This window comes from Variovorax sp. FG153 (assembly GCF_057809595.1).
On sequence record NZ_JBMDKG010000014.1, the window covers coordinates 60,271 to 82,073 of the forward strand.

Here is a 21,803-nt window from a genome sequence, read left to right on the forward strand (position 1 = left end):
CCGGGCATCCTGGGTTGAAGAAGGCGGGAACGGGTGGGTCTATCGGTCGGCCGGTACCAGCACCGTGGGCGCGGTGGGCTCGGCGAGCGAAGGATAGTCGCGGCTGAAATGCAGGCCCCGGCTCTCGTGGCGGGCCTGCGCGGAACGCACGATCAGCTCGGCCACCTGCACCAGGTTGCGCAGTTCGAGCAGGTCGCGCGTGACGTGGAAATTGGCGTAGAACTCGTGGATCTCGGCCTGCAGCAGCGCGATGCGGTGGCTGGCGCGCTCCAGGCGCTTGTTGGTGCGCACTATGCCCACGTAGTCCCACATGAAGCGGCGCAGCTCGTCCCAGTTGTGCGAGATCACCACCGCCTCGTCGGCATCGGTCACCTGGCTCGCATCCCAGGCCGGCAGCGCCACCGCTTCGCGCGCCGGCGCGGCGCCGATGGCCGCGGCCGCCGCGCGCGCGAACACCATGCACTCCACCAGCGAATTGCTGGCCAGCCGGTTCGCGCCGTGCAGCCCGGTGCAGGCGGTCTCGCCGATCGCGTAGAGGCCCGGCAGGTCGGTGCGGCCTGCCAGGTCGGTGACCACGCCGCCGCAGGTGTAGTGGGCCGCCGGCACCACGGGAATAGGCTCGCGCGTGATGTCGATGCCGAGTTCGGCGCAGCGCGCGAGGATGTTCGGGAAATGCGCGCGCAGGAAATCCGGGCTCTGGTGCGAGATGTCGAGGTGCACGCAGTCCAGGCCATGCTTCTTCATCTCGAAGTCGATCGCGCGCGCCACCACGTCGCGCGGCGCGAGTTCGGCGCGCCCGTCGTGCCGCGGCATGAAGCGGGTCCCGTCGGGCAACTTGAGCAGCCCGCCTTCGCCGCGCACCGCCTCGCTGATCAGGAAGGACTTGGCATGCGGGTGGTAGAGGCAGGTCGGGTGGAACTGGATGAACTCCATGTTCGACACCCGGCAGCCCGCGCGCCAGGCGGCCGCGATGCCGTCGCCGGTGGCGGTGTCGGGGTTGGTGGTGTAGAGGTAGACCTTGCCCGCGCCGCCCGTGGCCAGGATGGTGTGCGGCGCGCGGAAGGCCAGCACCTCGCCGCTGGCGTCGTCGAGCGCGTAGAGGCCCGCGCAGCCCGCCTCGGGCGCACCGAGCCGCTCGCCGGCGACCAGGTCGACCAGCGTGTGGTGCTCGAACAGCGTCACGTTGGGCGTGCGGCGCACGCGCTCGATCAGCACCTGCTGCACGGCCGCGCCGGTGGCGTCGGTCACGTGCACGATGCGGCGCTGGCTGTGGCCGCCCTCGCGCGTGAGGTGCAGGTCGCCGTCCTCCTCGGAGAAGGGCACGCCGAGCTCGCGCAGCCAGCCGATGGCCTCGGGCGCGTGCTCGACCACGAAGCGCGTGGCGGCCGCATCGCACAGGCCGGCGCCGGCCACCAGCGTGTCGTCGACATGGGCATCGAAGCTGTCGCCCGCGGCCAGCACCGCCGCGATGCCGCCCTGGGCCCAGGCGCTCGAGCCGTCGGCCAGCGCGCGCTTGGTCAGCACCGCCACGCGGTGCGTGGGCGCCAGCAGCAGGGCCGCAGAGAGCCCGGCGAGGCCGCTGCCGACGATGAGGACGTCGAAATCGAGGGAGGAGGCCATGGCGCGCGGGAAGGGACGAGGGTCAGGATCGGTGGTGCGGCAGCGCACCGGTCCGGCCCGACGGCAGGGTGAGAGGAAGTTGCCGCGCCGCCGGGCGGCGCGCGAAGGAGGTGGGCCGCATGGGACTCAGGCTGGGGAGTAGGCCAGCCGCACGTAGATCGGCGCGAAGGCCTCGGCCTGCGTGATCTCGATCAGCGTTTCCTTGGCCAGCTCGAGCATCGCGATGAAGGTCACGACCATCACCGGCGCGCCGCGCGAGACGTCGAACAGCTTCTCGAACTCCACGAAGCGCTGGCCCTGCAGGTGGCGCAGCACGATGCTCATGTGCTCGCGCACGCTGAGCTCCTCGCGCGAGATCTTGTGGTGCTGCACGAGCTTGGCGCGCTTCATGATGTCGGCCCAGGCATCGCGCAGGTCGACCACCGCCACCTCGGGGAAGCGCGGCTTGAGCGACTGCTCGATGTAGACCTGGGCGCGCCAGAAGTCGCGCCCGTAGGTCGGCATCGCGTTGAGCGAGGCGGCCTGCAGCTTGGTCTGCTCGTACTCGAGCAGCCGGCGCACGAGCTCGGCGCGCGGGTCCTCGGCTTCCTCGCCCTCGGCCGCCTTCTTGGGCGGCAGCAGCATGCGCGACTTGATCTCGATCAGCATCGCGGCCATCAGCAGGTATTCCGCCGCGAGCTCGAGGTTGGTCTGGCGGATCTCGTCGACGTAGCTCAGGTATTGCCGCGTCAGCGCGGCCATCGGGATGTCGAGGATGTTGAAGTTCTGCTTGCGGATCAGGTACAGCAGCAGGTCCAGCGGGCCCTCGAAGGCCTCGAGGAAGACCTGCAGCGCCTCGGGCGGGATGTACAGGTCCTTCGGCATCGCGAACAGCGGCTCGCCGTAGAGCCGGGCGAGCGCGACCTGGTCGACCACCTCGGGCATGGCCACGACCAGCGTGTCGCTGTCCTCGTCGCGCGGTCCGCTCATCGGGCAGGCGCTATCGAAAAAGTAGCGCCGTGCCCAGCATTGGCGGGCGACGGATGCCGCATCGGCATCATGTTCTTACTTGGCCTGGGTCTGGTAGACGTAGGGCTGCTGCGGTACGCGGGCTTCCGCGTATTCCTCGAGCAGGCCGCGGTCGAGGTGCTTGTCCCAGAGCAGGGCGCGGCCCGCGCGCTGTTCCGCCTCGAGCGTCGGCTTCTTGGTTTTCATCTCGTCGATGAAGCTGGTGATCTCGGAGGTGTAGTGGGGGCGGCGGAAGATGGACATAGACTGAACCTTTGTGGGCGCGAATTTTACCGGGGGACGGCATGGGGCAGGTACGAGTCTGGCGGATCGGGGTGGCGGCCGTGTGGCTGGCGGTGGTGGCGGCCCTCGTCGCGGGCTGCGATTCGCAGCGCATCGAGCAGCTCGAGGAGGGCGTGTCGACCGAGGCCGACGTGCGCGCGCGCTTCGGCGAACCCGAGAACGTCTGGGACGCGCCCGGCGGCCGGGTGCTCGAATACAACCGCCAGCCCCAGGGCCAGAAGAACTACATGATCACCATCGGTGCCGACGGAAAGATGAGCGCGCTGCGCCAGGTGCTCACGCCCGAGAACTTCGCGCGCGTGACCAACGGCATGGCGATGGAGGACCTGCGCAAGATGCTCGGCAAGCCCGCCAAGGTCACGCCCTATCCGCTGCGCCGCGAGTACGAATGGGAATGGCGCTGGCTGCAGCCGCCCAACTCGCCGATGGTGTTCACCGCGGTGCTCAACGACGACCAGCGCGTGGTGCGCAGCGGCTCCTCGCCCGACCGGGGCACCGAGGCGCCCTGAGGCCGGGAAACGCGCCCCGGTCACCCCATGAAAATGGGGGGCGCGAAGCGCGGGGCGCCGACTAAGCTCGGCGCCACCGCCATGCCCGACGCCGCCGCCATCCCCGCCGCTTCCTTCCCCGCGCTGCGCTGGCGCGTCGCATTGCTCGAGGACGATGCCGAGGTCCGGCACTTCTTCGAGGCCTGCATCGCGGCCCATCCCGAGCTCGAGCTGGTCGCCTCGCTGGGCCTGATGGCCGAGGCCGTGGCCTGGTTCGACAGCCACCAGGCCGACATCCTGCTGACCGACCTCGCGCTGCCCGACGGCCATGCGCTCGAGCTGCTGCGCCAGGTGGTGCGCAGCCAGCCGGCCTGCGAGGTGCTGGTGGTCTCGGTCTTCGGCGACGAGGACACGGTGCTCGACTGCGTGCGCGCGGGCGCGGTGGGCTACATCCAGAAGGACTCCTCGCCGGCCGACATCGCGCAGGTGATCGTCGACATCAAGCACGGCGCCTCGCCGATCTCGCCGATGATCGCGCGCAAGCTGCTGCTGCACGTGCGCGGCGGCGCCGACGCCCGGCCCGCGGCCGCGCCCGACCCGGCCGCCGCCATGATGCTGACCCCGCGCGAGACCGAGGTGCTGGAGCTGATCTCGCGCGGCTACTCGTACGGCGAAATCGCGCGCCTGCAGGGCGTGACCAAGCACACGGTGCAGGGCCACATCAAGAACCTCTACAGCAAGCTCGCGGTGCATTCGCGCGGCGAGGCCGTGTTCGAGGCCAGCCGCATGGGGCTGCTGGGGCGCATGCTGGGCTGATGCGCCGCCTGCTGCTCGCCGCTCTCGTGCCGGTGCTCGTGCTGGTGGCTGTGCTGCTGATGCCCGCCACGGCGGGGGCCGCCAACGAGGTGCTCGCCCTCGACCGCGGCGAACTGCAGCTGCGCTTCGTCGGCCGCCCTTCGCCGCCGCCGGCCGAGGTCACGCTGCCGCTGCACTGGGACGCCCACTGGCCGCGCGCCGTCGGCTGGGCCCAGGTGCGCATCCGCTTCGCCGCGCCCGCGGGCCATGCCGACGAGCCGCAGGCGCTGCTCGTCAGCCGCATCGGCAACGCCTACCGCGTGAAGCTCAACGGCCAGGTGATCGCGGCCGCCGGCAAGCTCGAGCAGATCAACGACGGCTGGTCGAACCGCCGCCCGCTGTGGCTGCGCGTGCCGCCCTCGCTGCTGCGCGACGGCGAGAACCTGCTCGAGATCGCCGTGCGCGCCGATCCCTCGCGCCGCGCCGGCATCGCGCCGGTGCGCCTGGGCGCCGAGCGCCTGCTGCAGCCGCAGTGGGACGCGCTCGAATGGCGCCATGTCACCCTGCCGCGCGTGATCACGCTGTTCAGCCTACTGGTGGCGGTGTTCTGCCTGATGCTGTGGGCGCAGCAGCGCGAGGCCGTCTACGGCTGGGCCGCGCTGTGCGAGGCGCTGTGGAGCCTGCGCATCGCCGCCACCTGGTGGGAGGAGGGCCTGCTCGCCTGGCCGAGCTGGTTCAAGGTGGTGCTCGCGGTGTTCTGGCTCGGCCACATCGCCACCTACCTCGTGATCCGGGAGGTCTGGCACGGCCGGCCGCGGCGCGAGCAATGGCTGGTCTGGGGCGTGCTGGGCCTGGGCCCGGTGGCGCTGGCGCTCGGCACGCTGCAGCAGACGCAGAACTGGGTGCTCGGCTGGATCCTGCTGCTGGTGGCCGGCTGGCTCGCGCTGTCGCTGCGGCTGGGCTGGGAGACCTGGCGCCAGCGGGCCGGCGAGCGCGCCTGGATGCTGCTGATCCTGGTCGCGGGCTGGGTCGCGCTGGTGCGCGACAGCGTGATCGCGCGGCTCCTGGTCGAGCGCTTCGACGAGGCCGGCTGGACCAAGTTCGCGGCCGTGCTGGTGAGCCTCGCGATCCTCGCCATCGTGGGCATCCGCTTCCAGCGCACGCGCGAGGAACTGCGCCAGCTCCATCTGTCGCTCGAGGACCGCATCCGCCTGCGCGAATCCGAGCTGGCCGACAAGCATGCCGAGCTGCGCCGGCTCGAGCATGCGAGCGCGGTGGCGGCCGAGCGCGCCCGCATCCTGCGCGACATGCACGACGGCGCCGGCGCGCACCTGATCACCGCCATGCTGCAGCTCGAGCGCGGCGTGGCCACCAAGTCGGAGGTGATGCAGACCCTGCGCGAATCGCTCGACCAGCTGCGGCTGTCGATCGATGCCATCAACCTGCCGGCCGGCGACGCCAACGCGCTGCTCGCGAGCATGCGCTTCCGGCTGCAGCCGCGCATCGAGGCCGCGGGGCTCGCGCTCGACTGGTCGGTGGCGAACCTGCCGCGCTGGCGCTGCGATTCCGACGAGGCCACGCGGCACCTGCAGTACATGCTGCTGGAGGCGATCTCGAACGTGCTGCAGCATGCGCGCGCACGCGTGCTCGCGGTCAGCGCGGCGGTCAGCACGACGGTCGGTGGCGATGCCATCGAGATCGTGCTGCGCGACGACGGCTGCGGCCTCGGCGAGGCGCGCGGCAACGGCCTGCGCTCGATGCGCCAGCGCGCGGCGCAGGCTGGCGTCGAGCTGCGCATCGAGAAGGCCGAGCCCGGCACGCGCGTGGTGCTGCGGTTGCCGCTCGCGTAGGAACCGCCATCTTTATGGGGCGCGCCGCGCGCCCCGTTTTCCTAGATTCGAACGCAGCCCCCGCTGCGCATCGCACAGGCCCGCCAGGCCCCCGCGCGCACGGGTCGTTCCACCCCTTTGCGCCTCCTCGCCATGACACCTGCTTCCCGGCCGCGTGCCGTCTTCACGCCGACCCTGATCGCCGCCGCCGTCGCCGGCCTGGTGTGCGCGTCCGCCTTGCCGCGCGCCGTCGCGCAGAGCGCGTGGACCTCCGCGCCGCCCTATGCCGACATGGCGCGCGCCGACTGGTTCAACGCCGCCAACTGGAGCGCGGGCGTGCCCGGCGCCGGCACGGCCGTGACCGTGAACCTCGTGCCGGGCACCGTCGTCGGCATCGTCTCGGGCGCGGCCAGCGCGGCCTCGGTCGATGCCTCCAACGGCACGCTGATGGTGGTGGAGGGCGCGGGCCGGCTCGACACGGGCCTGTTCAACCTCGGCAGCAGCGACGGCCGCGACGTGCAGACCCTGCTGCGCATCGGCGGCGGCGGCATCGTGAATGCCGCGCGCTTCGTCTCGCAGGGCGGCGGCGGTACCGAGAACACGGTGTCGCTGAGCGGCGCGGGCAGCACGCTCAACGTCGCCGGCGAGCTGCAGATCGGCCGCAGCGGCACCGGGCTGATGCAGCTCGACGAGGGCGCGCGCGTGAGCGCGGGCACGCTGCAGCTCGGCCAGGCGGGCACGGCCGACGGCCATGTGCTGGTGATCGGCGAGACCCCGGTCGATGCGCTGGTGGCCGAGCGCATCGTGCTCGCCACGCCCGGTTCGACGCTGGCCATCTCGCGCGCCGGCACGGCGCCGCTGGTGCTGGGCGCGGCGATCTCCGGCCCGGGCCGGCTCGAGGTCTCGAGCCCGGTCACGCTGACCGGCGACAACACCCAGGGCGGCGACATCGTGCTGGGCAGCACGCTGCGCGTGGGCGACGGCGCGAACGCGGGCTCCATCACCGGCAACCTCTCGGGCTTCGGCCGCGTGGTGTTCGACCGCGGCCCGGGCCGCGTGGCCTACGACGGCGCCATCGGCGGCAGCATCGCGATCGACAAGGAGAACGCCGGCACCCTGGCGCTCGGCGGCGCGCACGACACCGACGGCCGCACGCGCGTGCTCGGCGGCACGCTGCTGGTCAACGGCGCGCTGCCGCGCAGCACGGTCGAGGTGGCGAGTGGCGCCACCCTGGGCGGCCTCGGGCAGGTGAAGGCGGCCACGGTGCGCGCGGGCGGCACGCTGGCGCCCGGCGACGGCGGCGTGGGCACCTTCGCCGTGCTCGGCGACCTGACACTCGATCCCGGCAGCCGGCTGCACTACGACCTCGGCACGCCGGGCGTGCCGGGCGCCGGCGACCTCGTCACCGTGGCCGGCAACCTCACGCTCGACGGCAGCCTCGACGTCAGCGAGCGCGTGGGCTACGGCAACGGCGTGCAGACCCTGATGCGGGTCGACGGCAGCATCGCCGACAACGGCCTCGAGCTCGGCGCCATGCCCACGGGCTTCACGCACGCGGTGCATGTGCGCGGCTCGACGGTGGAGCTGGAGGTCAGCGGCGGCGCGGTCGGCACCAACCAGTTCTGGGACGGCGGCGGCACGGCCGGCGACGGCGTGGTCGCGGGCGGCGACGGCAACTGGCGCTATCTCGAGCCGCAATGGACCGACATCGCGGGGCGCAACGCGGAGGCCTGGAACGGCAACATGGCGATCTTCCAGGGCCGCGCGGGCGCGGTCACCATCGACGGCCTGTTCGACTTCAAGGGCATGCAGTTCCGCAGCGACGGCTACCGGCTCGAGGAGGGCTCGCACGCCGAGGGCTCGCTGCCCGGGCGGCTGGTGCCGCAGCTGGACGAAGCGCCGGTGCGCGTCGACGCGGGCGTCACCGCCACCTTCAACGTGGGCATCGAGGGCCCGGGCGGCATCCTCAAGACCGGCCCCGGCACGCTGGTGCTCGCGGGCCGCAACGACCACGGCGGCGTCACCGCGGTCGACGAGGGCGTGCTGCGCGCGGGCCGCGCCAACACCTTCAGCGAGGCCTCGCACCACGACGTGCGCCGCGGCGGCACGCTCGACCTCGCGGGCCACGACCAGACCGTGGCCGGCCTCACGGTGGCGGGCACGGTCTCGCTGGTCGGCACCGAGCCCGGCACGCGGCTGACCGTGCGCGGTCCCTATGTGGGGCAGGACGGCACCCTGCGCCTGGGCACGCGGCTCGGCGACAGCGGCAGCCTCAGCGACCGGCTGGTGATCGACGGCGGCGTCCGCGAGGAGACCCTCGCCCTGAAGGCCGGCACCGTGAGCGCCACCGCGACCGGCCTGCGCGCCAATGCCGCCGCCAGCGTCACGGGCCGCACCCAGGTGCAGATCGTCAACCTCGGCGGCCTGGGCGCGCTGACCACCGGCGACGGCATCGAGGTCGTGAGCGCGATCAATGGCGCCACCACCACCGCGCAGACCACGCGCGACGCCTTCGCGCTCGTGGGCGGCCACGTGGACGCGGGCGCCTTCGAATACCGGCTGCACGCGGCCGATGCGCAGGGGCTCGGCGAGAACTGGTACCTGCGCTCGAGCGTGGGGGTGACGCCGCCCCCGCCGCCACCCCCTCCGCCCCCCGCGCCGCCTTCGTCCGGCGGCGGCAGCGCCGAGCCGCCGCCCGCGCCCCCGCCGACGCTGCCGCCGGCCCCCGTGCCGGTCGAGCGCCCGGCCTACCGCGTGCAGGTGCCGATGCTCGCCGCGCTGCCCGCGCAACTGCGCGAGAGCGACCTCACGATGCTGTCGAACCTGCACCAGCGCAGCGGCGCGCTGCCGGCCGCCGGCGACGGCCCGCCCATGCGCCGCGCCTGGGGCCGGGTCATCGTGGCCGACCCGACGCTGGCGCAGCGCGGCGCGGTCGACCCGCGCAGCGAGATGCACCTGGGCGGCTTCCAGGCCGGCACCGACCTCTGGGCCGGCGCCGGTTGGCGCGCCGGCGTCTACGTGGGCCAGCTCGAGGGCAAGGCCGACGTGCAGGGCTTCGCGAGCGGCCTGTGGGGCGCCATCGGCCGCACCGACCTGCGCAGCCGCTACCTCGGCGGCTACGCCACCTATGCGAATGCCGCGGGCTTCTATGCCGACGCGGTGCTGCAGTTCGGCCGCCACGACTACACGGCCCGTCCGCTGGCCGCGCTGCCGGTCGAGGGCAAGGGCCGCAGCACCGTGGCCTCGGTGGAGATCGGCCAGCCCTTCGAGCTCGGCGCCGGCTGGGCGCTCGAGCCGCAGCTGCAGCTGATCCACCAGAGCCGCTCGATCGACGAGGCGCTGATCCCCGCCGCGGTGGTGTCGCAGGACAGCGCCAACGGCTGGCTGCTGCGCGCCGGCCTGCGCCTGAAAGGCCGCATCGCCGCGGGCGATGGCGTGGTCGAGCCCTATGGCCGGCTCAACGTCTACAAGGCCTCGGCCGGCCACGACATCGCGCGCTTCGCGGGGCCGGCCGCCTCCACCGACATCGCGAGCGGCGCGAGCGGCACCTCGGCCGAGCTCGCGGGCGGCTTCTCGTGGCGCCTCGGGCCCGCGGTCAGCGTCTACGGCGAACTGGGCCGCCGCTTCGCGCTCGGCGGCAACCTGCGCTCGCGCGCCTCGGTGCAGGCGAGCGCGGGGATCAACGTGCGCTGGTGAGGACTCAGGCCGCCGCGTGCAGCGCCGGCCGCCGCGCGCTCCAGGGCATCGCCTGCTCGAGCTGCGCCGCGAGTTGCAGCAGCGTGGCCTCGTCGCCCATCGGCGCCATGCCCTGCACCCCGATCGGCAGGTCGCCGGCCATCGCCAGCGGCAGCGAGATCGCGGGCTGGCCCGTGAGGTTGGCCAGCGGGGTGCAGGCGGCGTAGTCGAACAGGTGGTCGAAGAAACCCTGCGCGTCGCGCGCGGCATCGTCCTGGTCGAGCACGCCCAGCGCCACCGGTGGGGTGCGCATCGTGGGCGAGAGCAGGATGTCGTGCCGCGCGAAGAAGGGCGCGACCTCGCGCGACACCGCGTTCATCTGCATCAGCGCCAGTTCCAGGTCGAGCGCGCTCAGCCGCAGCCCGTGCTCGGCGGTGGCGCGCGTGCAGGCCTGCACCTGGGCCAGCGCCTGGTCGACGGTGATCTGCAGCGCCTGCGCCACCCCCGCCACGCCGGCCGCGAGGAACGAGGACCAGAAGGTGCGCGTGGCCGCGAGGAAGGCCTCGTGCGCATAGGCGGGCGTGTCCCATTCCACGACGTGGCCCAGGTCGGCGAGCACCGCCGCCGTGGCCTCGACCGCCTCGACGCAGGCGCGCGCGGCCGGCTGCGTGCCCGGGAACTGCGTCGTGACCGCGATGCGCAGCCGGCGCGGCGGCGCGCCGATGGCCTGCGCATAGGGCTGCGCGGGCGGCGCCATCAGGAAGGGATCGCCGAGCTCGGGGCCGTGCATCGCGTCGAGCGCGCCGGCGGCATCGCGCACCGTGCGGCACACCACGCCCTCGATGCCCAGCCCCATCAGCGGCAGGCCGTAGCCCGGGCCCGCGCTGACGCGGCCGCGGCTGGGCTTGAGCCCGACCAGGCCGCAGGCCGCGGCCGGGATGCGGATCGAGCCGCCGCCGTCGTTGGCATGCGCGACCGGCACGATGCCCGCGGCCACCGCCGCGGCCGAGCCGCCGCTGGAGCCGCCCGTGCTGTGCGCCGGGTTCCAGGGGTTGCGCGTGGCGCCGCCGAAGGCGCTCTCGGTGGTGGCGTTGAAGCCGAACTCGGGCGTGTGCGTGCGCCCCAGCGTGGCGAAGCCCGCGCGGCGGAAGCGCGCCATCAGCGCGCTGTCGGCCGGCGCGGGCAGGCCCGGGCCGAACAGCCGGCTGCCGGCCTGGCAGCGCACGCCCTCGGCCTGCAGCACCAGGTCCTTGATGAGGAAGGGCACGCCGCCGAACGGACCCTGCGCCTCGTGCGCGAGCGGCGCGTCGAACAGCTCGATGATGGCGTTGAGTTGCGGATTCAGTGCGGCCGCGGCCTCGCGCGCGCAGCGCTGCGCCTCGGCGGCGGTGGTCTCCTTGCGGCGGATGGCGTCGGCGAGCGCGGTGGCGTCGAGGCGGCTGTAGTCGGCGAGATGCATGGCGGGGTCCTGTGTCTTCGTTGGAGTGAAAGGCCGCCCGCAGCGTAGGTGGGGCTCGGCAATCGCGGCAGTCGTTCAGATGAACGATGCGGGAATCTCCGTGCCCCAGGCGCACGGGGCACGCCTAAGATCGCGCCGCATGGCGCAGCAGGCTTTTCCGTCGGTGTCGGGCGTTCCCGCCGAGCAGCTCGGTGCGATGCTGCTCGGCCTCTATCCGCTGGCGGCCGAGCCCGAGCGGCTGGGCGCGGGCGCGCTGCTCGACTGGCTGGCGCGCCACATCGCCTTCGACGGCGCCTGGTTCGGCCGCTCGCTGTTCGAGGCCGGCACCCTGCGGCCGCAGGGCGGCCACACGCGCGGCCTGGCGCCCGGTTTCGTGAACGACTGGTGCCGCGTGCGGCACATCGATCCCGTGGTGCCGGCGGCCATGGCGCAGCCCGGCCATGGCGTTGCGCTGGCCGCGCACGAGCTGCCGCCCGTGGCCTCGATGCGCGCCTTCGCGGCCGACCACGGCATCGGCCAGGCGCTCAGTGTGATCGTGCCCGCGCCCGGTTCGCCGTGGTGGATGCACCTGTCGCTCTACAGCCGCGAGGCGGCCGGCCTCGGGGCGCGCGCGCAGGCGCTGGTCGAGCTGCTGATGCCGCACCTGGTGCTGGTGCAGGGGCTGGGATTGCACGAGGCGCCGGTGCCGGCGCCGGCTGCCCTCACGCTGCTGAGCCGCCGCGAGGCCGAGGTGGCGCGGCTGTTCGCGCAGGGGCAGAGCTACAAGATGGTGGCGCGCACGCTCGGCAGCTCGCCGGCCACGGTGCGCCATCACCTGCGGCAGGTCTATGCCAAGCTGGGTGTCACGAGCAAGGTGCAGATGGCGCGGCTGGTGGGCGCGCAGGCCGCATAGGCCCGAACGCCGCGCCTGCTCGCTTACTTGTCGCCGTCGGGAATCACCGCATCGGCCGCCGCGCCCACCGCCTTGCCGGTGATGCGCGCGGTGCCGATTGCCGCGTCGGCCGCGAGGCCCACGGCGCCCGCGGTCACGCTGACCGCGGTGCTCGCCACCGAGACCACCGCGCAGCCACCGAGCATGGCCAGCAGCGCCGCCGCGAGGGTGGCGCGAAAGAACATCGGCAGCGGTGTCGTCATGGCGGGACCTCTTCGGGAGAACGCGGGATTCAGCGCACGCGCATGCCGGGCGTGGCGCCGGGCCAGGGCTCGAGCACGTGGATGCCCGGCTGGGCCTTCTCGTCGGCGTGGCTGGCGGCGAGCACCATGCCTTCGCTGATGCCGAACTTCATCTTGCGCGGCGCGAGGTTCGCGACCAGCACCGTGAGCTTGCCCACGAGCTGCTCGGGCTGGTAGGCCGAGGCGATGCCGCTGAACACGTTGCGCGTCTTGCCTTCGCCGGCGTCGAGCGTGAGACGCAGCAGCTTGGTCGAGCCCTCGACCTTCTCGCAGGCCACGATCTTCGCGATGCGCAGGTCGATCTTCACGAAGTCGTCGATGCCGATGGTGGGCGCGATGGCCTCGCCGCCGGGCAGCGCATCCGCCGCGGGTTCGGCGGCGGGGGCCGCCACCGGCTCGGGCGCGTCGAACAACTGGTCGACCACCTTGGCGTCGGCACGCTGCATCAGGTGCTTGTACTCGCCGATCGCATGGCCCGCCGGCAGCGCCTGCGCGGCATCGGCCCACTCGAGCGGCGCGATCTTCAGGAAGGCCTCGACGTTCGCGGCCAGCGCCGGCAGCACCGGCTTGAGGTACAGCGTGAGCAGGCGGAAGGCCTCGATGCAAACCGTGCACACGTCGTGCAGCCGCGCCTCGGCGCCTTCCTTCTTGGCCAGTTCCCAGGGCTTGTTCTGGTCGACGTATTCGTTGACCTTGTCGGCCAGCGCCATCACCTCGCGCAGCGCGCGTGCGTAGTCGCGGCCGTCGTAGAGCGCATGGACCTGGCCGGCCGCCTCGCGCAGCGCGAACAGCAGCGCGTCGCCATCGGCCGACACCTCGCCCAGCTTGGCGCCGAAGCGCTTGCCGATGAAGCCGGCCGCGCGGCTCGCGATGTTGATGTACTTGCCCACCAGGTCGCTGTTGACGCGCGCGACGAAGTCCTCGGGGTTGAAGTCGATGTCCTCGTTGCGGCCGTTGAGCTTGGCCGCGATGTAGTAGCGCAGCCATTCGGCATTGAGGCCGAGCGACAGGTACCTGAGCGGGTCGATGCCGGTGCCGCGGCTCTTGCTCATCTTCTCGCCGCTGACCGTCAGGTGGCCGTGCACGTAGACCGCGTCGGGCGCCTTGCGGCCGCTGAAGTGCAGCATCGCGGGCCAGAACAGCGTATGGAAGGTGATGATGTCCTTGCCGATGAAGTGCACCTGCTCGAGCTCGGGGTCGGCCATGTACTCGGTGTACGAGATGCCGTCGCCACCGAGTTCGATGCAGCGCTTGTCGAGCAGGTTCTTCAGCGAGGCCAGGTAGCCCACGGGCGCGTCGAGCCAGACGTAGAAGTACTTGCCCGGCGCATCGGGGATCTCGATGCCGAAGTAGGGTGCGTCGCGGCTGATGTCCCAGTCGCCGAGGCCGCCCTTGCCCTCGTCGTCCTTGTAGAGCCACTCGCGGATCTTGTTCTGCACCTCGGGCTGCACGTGGCCGGGCGCGGCGGTCCATTCCTTGAGGTAGGCCTCGCAGCGCGGGTCCGACAGCTTGAAGAAGAAGTGCTCGGAGCTGCGCAGCTCGGGCTTGGCACCCGACAGCGCCGAGTAGGGATTGATCAGCTCGGTGGGCGCGTAGACCGCGCCGCAGACCTCGCAGTTGTCGCCGTACTGGTCCTTCGAGTGGCAGTTCGGGCACTCGCCCTTGATGAAGCGGTCGGCCAGGAACATGCCCTTCTCGGGGTCGTAGAACTGTTCGACGCTCTTGGTGCTGATCAGGCCGTTGGCGCGCAGGTCGCGGTAGATGTCCTGCGCCAGCTGGTGGTTCTCGGGGCCGTCGGTCGAGTGCCAGTTGTCGAAGGCGATGTGGTAGCCGTCGAGGTACTGCTTGCGGCCCGCGGCGATCTCGGCCACGAAGGCCTGCGGCGTCACGCCGGCCTTGTCGGCCGCGATGGTGATCGCCGCGCCGTGCGCGTCGTCGGCGCAGACGAAGTTGACGTCGGCACCGTTCATTCGCTGGTTCCGCACCCAGATGTCGGCCTGGATGTACTCCATCATGTGGCCGATGTGGAACTTGCCGTTGGCGTACGGCAGGGCGGTGGTGACGAAGAGCTTGCGCGGGGCGGACATCGGGGGAGGCGCTTTCGGAGTTGCGGGAGCGTCGGAAGCGACGCAGCGGGAGAACCGGGCATTTTAGGTGGCGCCGCGTTCCGGCGGGTTCGATGGCAGCATCGACCCCATGCCGCACCCCGCCGATTCCGATCTTCTCCAGGCCCACGTCGCCACCCTGGCCGCCTCGCCGCTCGCGCCCTGGGCCGCGCTGGCGCCCTGGGCGCTGCCGCCGCAGGCGCCGGCCATCGTGCGCCGGCTGCTGGCGGCGCTGCCGGCCGCCGACTACGCCATCGACGGCGACGTGGCCGTGCACCGCAGCGCCACCGTCGAGCCCGGCGCGGTGCTCAAGGGCCCGCTGATCGTGGGGCCGGGCTGCTTCATCGCCGCGGGCGCCTACCTGCGCGGCGGCAACTGGCTCGATGCACGCTGCAGCATCGGGCCGGGCGCCGAGCTCAAGTCCTCCTTCGTGTTCGCGGGCACCGCGCTCGCGCACTTCAACTTCGTCGGCGATTCGGTGCTGGGCGCGGGCGTCAACCTGGAGGCCGGCAGCATCGTCTGCAACCACCGCAACGAGCGCGCCGCCAAGGAGATCCTGCTGCGCGGCGCGGACGGTGCGCTGCGGCCCACCGGTTGCGAGAAGTTCGGCGCCCTGGTCGGCGACGGCGCGCGCATCGGCGCCAACGCGGTGATCGCGCCGGGCGCGCTGCTGGCGCCGGGGCGGGTGGTGGCGCGGGCGTCGCTGCTCGACCAGGAGATCGCGCCATGAACGCGTCCGCCCGCCACCTGCTGCTCGTCCACGGCCCGGCGCGCATCGTCGAATGGACCCATCCGCTGACCGACGCCCGCGAGGCCACCGACGTGGTCGGCGCCTGCTTCGAGCACGACACCGACCGCGTGCTGCTCGACGAGGCCGTGCTGCCGCCGGCCTTCTTCGCGCTGCGCACCCGCTTCGCGGGCGAATTCCTCGAGAAGCTGCAGACCTACCGCCTGCGCGCGGCCGTGGTGGTGTCGCCCGCGGCCGAGCATGGCGAGCGCTTCGCCGAATACCTGCGCGAGGCCCGCCAGGGCCGCTACTGCCGCTTCCTCGACAGCCGCGAGGAGGCGCTGGCCTGGCTGGCCCGCGAATGACCCTCGCGGCGCCGGGCCTCGTCAAGGCGGTGCCATGGGCCCGGCGTTATTCTTCGGCCTCCGCGCGCCCCGGCGGCCGCGACTCCCCATTCCTCGACCAAGGGCGCCCTTCATGACCACCCCCATTCCCGCAACCCTGATCCCCGGCGACGGCATCGGCCCCGAGATCGTCGACGCCACGCTGGCCGCGCTCGACGCGCTGAAGGCGCCCTTCGAATGGGACCGCCAGATCGCCGGCCTGGGCGGCGTCAAGGCCTCGGGCGATCCGCTGCCCGCGGCCACGCTCGACAGCATCCGTCGCACCCGGCTCGCGCTCAAGGGCCCGCTCGAGACGCCCTCGGGCGGCGGCTACCGCTCGTCGAACGTGCGGCTGCGCGAGGAGTTCGAGCTCTACGCCAACCTGCGCCCGGCGCGCACCATCATCCCGGGCGGGCGCTTCGACAAGATCGACCTGATGGTGGTGCGCGAGAACCTCGAGGGCCTGTACATCGGCCACGAGCACTACGTGCCGATCGACGGCGACCCGCACGCCGTGGCCATGGCCACCGGCATCAACACGCGCCAGGGCAGCCGCCGCATCCTCGAGTACGCGTTCCAGACCGCCGTGGCCACCGGCCGCAAGAAGGTCACGATCGTGCACAAGGCCAACATCATGAAGGCGCTCACGGGCATCTTCCTCGAGACCGGCCTCGACCTCTACGAGAAGAAGTACAAGGGCCAGTTCGAGCTCGACACGGTCATCATCGACGCCTGCGCGATGAAGCTGGTGCTCAACCCCTGGCAGTTCGACATGCTGGTCACCACCAACCTGTTCGGCGACATCCTGTCGGACCTGGTGGCGGGCCTGGTCGGCGGCCTGGGCATGGCGCCCGGCGCCAACATCGGCACCAACGCCGCGATCTTCGAGGCGGTGCACGGCTCGGCGCCCGACATCGCGGGCAAGGGCATCGCGAACCCGATCGCGCTGATGCTTGCGGCCGCGCTGATGCTCGATCACTGCAAGCTGCCCGAGCTCGCCACGCGCCTGCGCCAGGCCATCGACGACACGCTCAACATCGACCAGGTGCGCACCGGCGACCTGGGCGGCAGCGCCGGCACCGGGGCCTTCACGAAGGCGCTGGTGGCGCGCATCCAGAACGCCTGAGGCGCGGCGCGCCGGCCGACGATCCCGATGCCCAGGCGCCTGCTGTGGCTGTCGATGCTGGTGGCGGGGCTCGTGCTGGGCCTGGCCGCGTCGGCGCGCGCCGAGCCGGCGCGCTACACGGTGGTGCGCGTCGACCTGCGCAAGGACCGGCTCTCGCTGTTCCTCAACGACGACAGCGGCACCGCCTTCAAGCGCTTCGACCGGCTGCAGGCCTGGCTGGCCGAGCGCGGGCGCCGGCTCGACTTCGCGGTGAATGCCGGCATGTACCACGCCGACTTCGCGCCCGTGGGCCTCCTGGTGCGCGAGGGCCGCGAGGAGTCGCCGCTCAACCTAGAGGCCGGCACCGGCAATTTCTTCCTCCGGCCCAACGGCGTGTTCCTGGTCTCGGACGAGGGGCCGCGCGTGATCGAGTCGTCGGAATACCCGGCGCTCGCGCCGCGGCTGCGCGGCCTGTCGATCGCCACCCAGTCGGGCCCGCTGCTGCTGCGCCATGGCGCGGTGCATCGCTCGTTCATCGTCGACTCGCCCTCGCGCAAGATCCGCAACGGCGTCGGCGTGTCGGGCCACACGGCGATCTTCGTGCTCAGCGAGACGCCCGTGAACTTCCACGAGTTCGCGCTCTATTTCCGCGACGTGCTGCACTGCCGCGACGCGCTCTATCTCGACGGCACCGTCTCGGCCCTGCATTCGACCGCGCTCGGGCGCAGCGACTTCGTGCGCGAGCTCGGGCCCATACTCGCGGTCGTTTCGCCCTGAATCCCGTTCCCCTTCGTTTTCCCGCCGAGCCATGACCACTGCGCTGCCCGTCCTGTCCCTTGTCGAAACCCGCGTCCTCGGCGTGCTGGCCGAAAAGCAGCGCACCGTGCCCGACAGCTATCCGCTGACGCTCAACGCGCTGGTGTCGGGCTGCAACCAGAAGACCAGTCGCAACCCGGTGCTCGAGCTCAGCGAGTCGCAGGTGCAGGCTGCGATCGACAGCCTCAAGGGCTACAGCCTGGTGGCCGAGACCAGCGGCGGCCGCGCCTGGCGCTACGAGCACAACATCGACCGCGTGCTGCGCATTCCCTCGCAGTCGGTGATCCTGCTCACGGTGCTGATGCTGCGCGGCCCGCAGACCGCGGGCGAGCTGCGCATCGCCTGCGACCGCATGCACAACTTCGCCGACATCTCCTCGGTCGAGGGCTTCCTCGACGAGCTGTCCGAGCGCTCGGCCGGCGCGCTGGTGGTGAAGCTCGCACGCCTGCCCGGCGCGCGCGAGAGCCGCTGGGCGCACCTGCTGAGCGGCACGCCGGCCGAGGAGGCCGCGCCCGCGGGCGGCTACGAGGCGCCGCGCGCCGCGCACGATGTCTCGCTGGGCGAGGTGGCGGCGCTCAAGGCCAACGTGGCGCGGCTCGAGGCCGAGGTGGCGCAGCTCAAGGCGCTGCTCGGGCGGGTGTGCTCGGAGCTCGGGATTTCCGACGCCGGCTGAACGGCCGGCGCTCAGGCCTCCGTCGATTCCGGCTGCTTCGCTTCCTCCCAACCGAAGAAGCGCAACACCTCCTCGCGCTGCCGCATCGCATCGGCATGCCCGAGCGCCATCAGCTCGCGTGTGTAGCCCGACTCGAACAGCAGGTAGCTCGCGAGCGCGCCGCCCTTGACGTCGGCCGCGACCTGCGAGCCGCCGAGCAGGTGGCGCACGGCGCCGGGCAGGGCCTCGACGTGGCGCGCGGCGATCACGTCGAGGCGTTCCGAGGGCGAGATCACCAGCAGGTCGATCGGGCGCAGCGCGCTCTCGGCGCGCGCCTCCTCGGGGATCAGGCCCAGCGTGTGGTTGATGCGGCGCAGGCGCTCGATGTCGACCGCCAGCGCGTCGAGGAAGATGCTCGACAGCGCATGGCCCGCGATCTGCGCCATGGTCGGGTAGCCGCTGTGGGTGTTGGGCGCGGGCGCCTCGCGCGGCTCGTGCATGCGACCCGCGCCGATCACCACGATGCGCTGCGCGCCCAGGTGGATGGCCGCGGCGATCGGGGCCGACTGGCGCATCGAGCCATCGCCGAAGTACTCGGTGTGGCCTTCCATCGGCAGCGCCGTGGCCGGGAACACGAAGGGGATCGCGGCCGAGGCCAGCAGGTGGGCGTGCGAGATGCGGCAGCCCACCGACAGCCGCTGCGAGCGCACCCAGGGCGCCATCGGCGTGCCCGATTCGAAGAAGGTCACGTGCTCGCCCGAGCTGTAGCTCGAGGCCGTGACCGCCAGCGCCCGCAGGTGGCCCTGCTGCATCAGCTTGGGCAGGCGGTCCAGCGGCACCATGCGCTCGAGCATCTCCGACAGCGGCGTGTTGTCGAGCAGGGAGCGCGGCTTCACGCGCATCCAGTTGGCCGCGAAGCGCCCCAGGCCCAGCAGCATGCGCCAGCGCGCGCCGCTGCCGATGACCGAGAGCGAATCGGCGCGATAGACCTGGCCGGCGCGAAACTCGCCCCAGAACTGCGCGATGTGGGCCACCACGGCGTCGAAGTCGTCGGCGCCGCAGGCCAGCACGGCCGCGTTGATGGCGCCGGCCGAGGTGCCGGTGATGACCGGGAAGGGGTTGCCGCCACCCGCGGCGCCGGCCACGCGCCGGATCTCGGCGATGGCTTGCAGCACCCCCACCTGGTAGGCGGCGCGGGCGCCGCCGCCGGTGAGCAGCAGGCCGGTCGTCGGGGGGCTTGTCTCTGGCATTTTTCGGTTATTCGAGGCGTTGGAGGTCGCCCCGGGTGGGGCGCACTAGACTACCCGCCTTCCAGGAGTTAGATCAATGGCCATCACCCCCGAGGCAGTCTCGAACGCGCTCAAGAGCGTCGCAGACCCCAACACCGGCAAGGACTTCGTGTCCACCCGCGCGCTCAAGAACCTGCAGGTCTCGGAGGGCGACGTGTCCTTCGACATCGAGCTCGGCTATCCCGCGAAGAGCCAGCACGCGGCGCTGCGCAAGGCCCTGGTGGCCGCGGCCAAGACGGTGCCGGGCGTGGACAACGTGTCGGTCAACATCACGACCAGGGTCATCAGCCATGCGGTGCAGCGCGGCGTGCAGCTGATGCCCAACGTGAAGAACATCGTGGCCGTGGCCTCGGGCAAGGGCGGCGTGGGCAAGAGCACCACCGCGGCCAACCTGGCGCTGGCGCTGGCGGCCGAGGGCGCGCGCGTGGGCCTGCTCGACGCCGACATCTACGGCCCGAGCCAGCCGATGATGATGGGCATCGAGGGCCGCCCCGAGAGCACCGACAACAAGACCATGGAGCCGCTGGAGAACCACGGCGTGCAGGTGATGTCGATCGGCTTCCTGGTCGACGCCGACCAGGCCATGATCTGGCGCGGCCCGATGGCCACGCAGGCGCTCGAGCAGCTGCTGCGCCAGACCAACTGGAAGGACCTCGACTACCTGATCGTCGACATGCCCCCGGGCACCGGCGACATCCAGCTCACGCTGAGCCAGCGCGTGCCGATGACCGGCGCGGTGATCGTGACCACGCCGCAGGACATCGCGCTGCTCGACGCGAAGAAGGGCATCAAGATGTTCGAGAAGGTCGGCGTGCCGATCCTCGGCCTGGTCGAGAACATGGCGGTGCACGTGTGCTCGAACTGCGGCCATGTCGAGCACATCTTCGGCGCCGATGGCGGCAGGAAGCTGGCCGAACAGGACGGCATGGCCTACCTGGGCGCGCTGCCCCTGTCGATCGACATCCGGCTGCAGGCCGACAGCGGCAAGCCCACGGTGGTGGCCGATCCCGAGGGCGAGATCGCGGGGCTCTACCGTGCCGTGGCATTGCAGGTGGCGGTGGGCATTGCCGAGAAGGCCAAGGATTTCTCGGGCAAGTTTCCGACCATCACGGTCAGCAAGAGTACCTAGGATGGGATTCGGGGGGCGATCAGTTGTGGGCGGGGGTGGGCTCACGCCGAAGGGGTACTCCCCTCCGCGAATGTCCCCCGCCCTTCGGGCTCCTCCTTTATTTCGCTGCGGGGAGTACCCCATCGACGTGAGCCGGGACGCAATCGTGGTTGAACCGCTCGCACCACCGCCGCGCCCCGAAGAACAGCGCCTCGAAGCAAGGACAGCGGGATGAACCTACTCGCCTCCATGCGCTACCTCGTAGCCCTCAGCGAACACAAGCATTTCGGCCGCGCCGCCGCCGCCTGCCACATCACCCAGCCTGCGCTGTCGAACGCCCTGCGCGCGCTCGAGTCCGAATTCGGCGTCGTCATCGTCAAGCGCGCCCGCGTCTACGTCGGCCTCACGCACGAGGGAGAACGCGTGCTCGCCACCGCGCAACGCATGCTGCGCGACAACGAAGTGCTGCTGCAGGAATTGCGCAGCGAGGCCGGAGAACCGCGCGGCAGCCTGCGCATGGCGGCCGTGCCCACGGCGATACCCATGCTCTCGCGCTTCGCGGCCATGCTGCACCAGCGCCATCCGGGCATCGTGCCCGGCGTCATCTCCATGAGTTCGCAGGAACTCGAGACCGGCCTCGAGAGCCTCTCGGTCGATCTTGCGCTCGGCTACACCGAGCGCATGCACATGCCCGGCATCAAGCTCACCGCCTGGCCGCAGAGCATCGAACATTACTTCCTGCTGCGCCGCGCCGCCGTGCCCTCCGACGACCAGCTGCGCATCGGCAAGCCCCTGGCCTGGGCCGAGGCCGCGAAGCTGCCGCTGTGCCTGCTCACGCCCGACATGCACAACCGCGCCATCGTCGACCAGGCGCTGCGCGAGGCCGTCGGCACCGTCGTGGCGCCGGCCATCGAGACCAACTCCGTGCTCGCGCTCGTGCTCGCCGTCACCGCGGGCAAGGTCAGCAGCGTGCTGCCCGGCGCCATGGTGGCGGCCGTGCGCAGCTACCGCGAGCTCGAGGCCCTGCCGCTGGTGGCGCCCGAGATTCGCACCCCCATCGGCTTCATGACCCAGGACGGCGTGCGCGCCTCGCGCGCCCTCGAGGCCGCGCTGGCCTTCCTGCAGACGCCCGAGTGGCTCGCCCAGGCCGCGCTGCACAGCGGCACGCTGGGCGAATAGCGAGGACGGGCGGATGGCGGTCGCCATTTAGTTCTTGAATCGGCCCATGCGCCGATCGAATTTGACGGCGCATGGCCGTGCCGCCCACACTCCGCCGCCGGAAATTTTCA

19 protein-coding genes are annotated in these 21,803 nt (G+C 71.9%); 12 read left to right on the forward strand and 7 right to left on the reverse strand.

Translation table 11 applies throughout. The features are described from left to right. Positions 1-39: 39 nt before the first annotated feature. The 3 genes from nadB to ACODT0_RS17110 form a co-directional block, all read right to left on the reverse strand. On the reverse strand, positions 40-1,620 hold the full coding sequence (gene nadB, locus ACODT0_RS17100; protein WP_489041783.1) for an L-aspartate oxidase: 1,581 nt from the start codon (positions 1,618-1,620) through the stop codon (positions 40-42). A gap of 126 nt (positions 1,621-1,746) precedes the next feature. Then, a complete protein-coding gene (locus ACODT0_RS17105) occupies positions 1,747-2,589 on the reverse strand; it encodes a segregation and condensation protein A (protein ID WP_261213953.1) in 843 nt (280 codons plus the stop codon). A gap of 75 nt (positions 2,590-2,664) precedes the next feature. Next, entirely contained in the window at positions 2,665-2,871 is a 207-nt protein-coding gene (locus ACODT0_RS17110; protein WP_057597652.1) for a DUF3460 family protein, read from the reverse strand. A gap of 41 nt (positions 2,872-2,912) precedes the next feature. On the opposite strand from ACODT0_RS17110, the gene ACODT0_RS17115 reads away from it, so the two are divergent. The 4 genes from ACODT0_RS17115 to ACODT0_RS17130 all read left to right on the forward strand — a co-directional run bounded on the left by ACODT0_RS17115 (position 2,913) and on the right by ACODT0_RS17130 (position 9,718). Next, positions 2,913-3,419, forward strand: a complete 507-nt coding sequence (locus ACODT0_RS17115; RefSeq protein ID WP_479670712.1) for an outer membrane protein assembly factor BamE — start codon at positions 2,913-2,915, stop codon at positions 3,417-3,419. Positions 3,420-3,500: 81 nt separating this feature from the next. Further along, on the forward strand, positions 3,501-4,214 hold the full coding sequence (locus tag ACODT0_RS17120; protein WP_057597655.1) for a response regulator: 714 nt from the start codon (positions 3,501-3,503) through the stop codon (positions 4,212-4,214). Next, on the forward strand, positions 4,214-6,043 hold the full coding sequence (locus tag ACODT0_RS17125) for a sensor histidine kinase (RefSeq protein ID WP_479670711.1): 1,830 nt from the start codon (positions 4,214-4,216) through the stop codon (positions 6,041-6,043). The genes ACODT0_RS17120 and ACODT0_RS17125 overlap by 1 nt, the downstream gene beginning before the upstream one ends. A 132-nt stretch (positions 6,044-6,175) precedes the next feature. Then, on the forward strand, positions 6,176-9,718 hold the full coding sequence (locus ACODT0_RS17130) for an autotransporter outer membrane beta-barrel domain-containing protein (RefSeq protein WP_489041784.1): 3,543 nt from the start codon (positions 6,176-6,178) through the stop codon (positions 9,716-9,718). Positions 9,719-9,722: 4 nt separating this feature from the next. On the opposite strand, the gene ACODT0_RS17135 is transcribed toward ACODT0_RS17130, so the two are convergent. After that, on the reverse strand, positions 9,723-11,156 hold the full coding sequence (locus tag ACODT0_RS17135) for an amidase (protein WP_489041785.1): 1,434 nt from the start codon (positions 11,154-11,156) through the stop codon (positions 9,723-9,725). A 139-nt stretch (positions 11,157-11,295) separates the two neighbouring features. On the opposite strand from ACODT0_RS17135, the gene ACODT0_RS17140 reads away from it, so the two are divergent. Next, entirely contained in the window at positions 11,296-12,048 is a 753-nt protein-coding gene (locus ACODT0_RS17140) for a response regulator transcription factor (protein ID WP_261213943.1), read from the forward strand. A 23-nt stretch (positions 12,049-12,071) separates the two neighbouring features. Here ACODT0_RS17140 and ACODT0_RS17145 read toward each other — a convergent pair whose 3' ends face one another. Both ACODT0_RS17145 and metG read right to left on the reverse strand, forming a co-directional pair. Beyond that, complete coding sequence (locus tag ACODT0_RS17145) at positions 12,072-12,290, reverse strand: hypothetical protein (protein WP_281077628.1); 219 nt, start codon at positions 12,288-12,290, stop codon at positions 12,072-12,074. A 29-nt stretch (positions 12,291-12,319) separates the two neighbouring features. Beyond that, positions 12,320-14,416: a methionine--tRNA ligase gene (gene metG / locus ACODT0_RS17150; RefSeq protein WP_489041786.1), complete on the reverse strand. Its 2,097-nt coding sequence runs from the start codon at positions 14,414-14,416 to the stop codon at positions 12,320-12,322. 109 nt (positions 14,417-14,525) lie between these two features. On the opposite strand from metG, the gene ACODT0_RS17155 reads away from it, so the two are divergent. The 5 genes from ACODT0_RS17155 to ACODT0_RS17175 all read left to right on the forward strand — a co-directional run bounded on the left by ACODT0_RS17155 (position 14,526) and on the right by ACODT0_RS17175 (position 18,138). Then, positions 14,526-15,164 (forward strand): LbetaH domain-containing protein, encoded by a 639-nt coding sequence (locus tag ACODT0_RS17155; RefSeq protein WP_489041787.1) that lies wholly within the window; start codon positions 14,526-14,528, stop codon positions 15,162-15,164. Continuing rightward, positions 15,161-15,526, forward strand: a complete 366-nt coding sequence (locus ACODT0_RS17160; protein WP_489041788.1) for a DUF4180 domain-containing protein — start codon at positions 15,161-15,163, stop codon at positions 15,524-15,526. Before ACODT0_RS17155 ends, ACODT0_RS17160 begins: the two co-directional genes overlap by 4 nt. 112 nt (positions 15,527-15,638) lie before the next feature. Continuing rightward, entirely contained in the window at positions 15,639-16,670 is a 1,032-nt protein-coding gene (locus tag ACODT0_RS17165) for an isocitrate/isopropylmalate dehydrogenase family protein (protein WP_413762497.1), read from the forward strand. 27 nt (positions 16,671-16,697) lie between these two features. Then, positions 16,698-17,426 (forward strand): phosphodiester glycosidase family protein, encoded by a 729-nt coding sequence (locus ACODT0_RS17170; RefSeq protein ID WP_057597504.1) that lies wholly within the window; start codon positions 16,698-16,700, stop codon positions 17,424-17,426. Between the two features lie 31 nt (positions 17,427-17,457). Then, positions 17,458-18,138, forward strand: coding sequence for a YceH family protein (locus ACODT0_RS17175; RefSeq protein WP_261213931.1), 681 nt, complete (start codon positions 17,458-17,460; stop codon positions 18,136-18,138). A gap of 11 nt (positions 18,139-18,149) precedes the next feature. Here ACODT0_RS17175 and ACODT0_RS17180 read toward each other — a convergent pair whose 3' ends face one another. Next, complete coding sequence (locus ACODT0_RS17180) at positions 18,150-19,367, reverse strand: patatin-like phospholipase family protein (RefSeq protein WP_489041789.1); 1,218 nt, start codon at positions 19,365-19,367, stop codon at positions 18,150-18,152. A 76-nt stretch (positions 19,368-19,443) separates the two neighbouring features. Here ACODT0_RS17180 and apbC point away from each other — a divergent pair, with 76 nt between their 5' ends. Together apbC and ACODT0_RS17190 are read left to right on the forward strand one after the other, a co-directional pair. Then, the gene (apbC, locus tag ACODT0_RS17185) at positions 19,444-20,535 is read left to right on the forward strand and encodes an iron-sulfur cluster carrier protein ApbC (RefSeq protein WP_489041790.1); all 1,092 of its coding nucleotides are present in this window, start codon (positions 19,444-19,446) and stop codon (positions 20,533-20,535) included. 210 nt (positions 20,536-20,745) lie between these two features. Further along, entirely contained in the window at positions 20,746-21,693 is a 948-nt protein-coding gene (locus ACODT0_RS17190) for a LysR family transcriptional regulator (protein WP_489041791.1), read from the forward strand. The last annotated feature ends 110 nt before the right edge of the window (positions 21,694-21,803 follow it).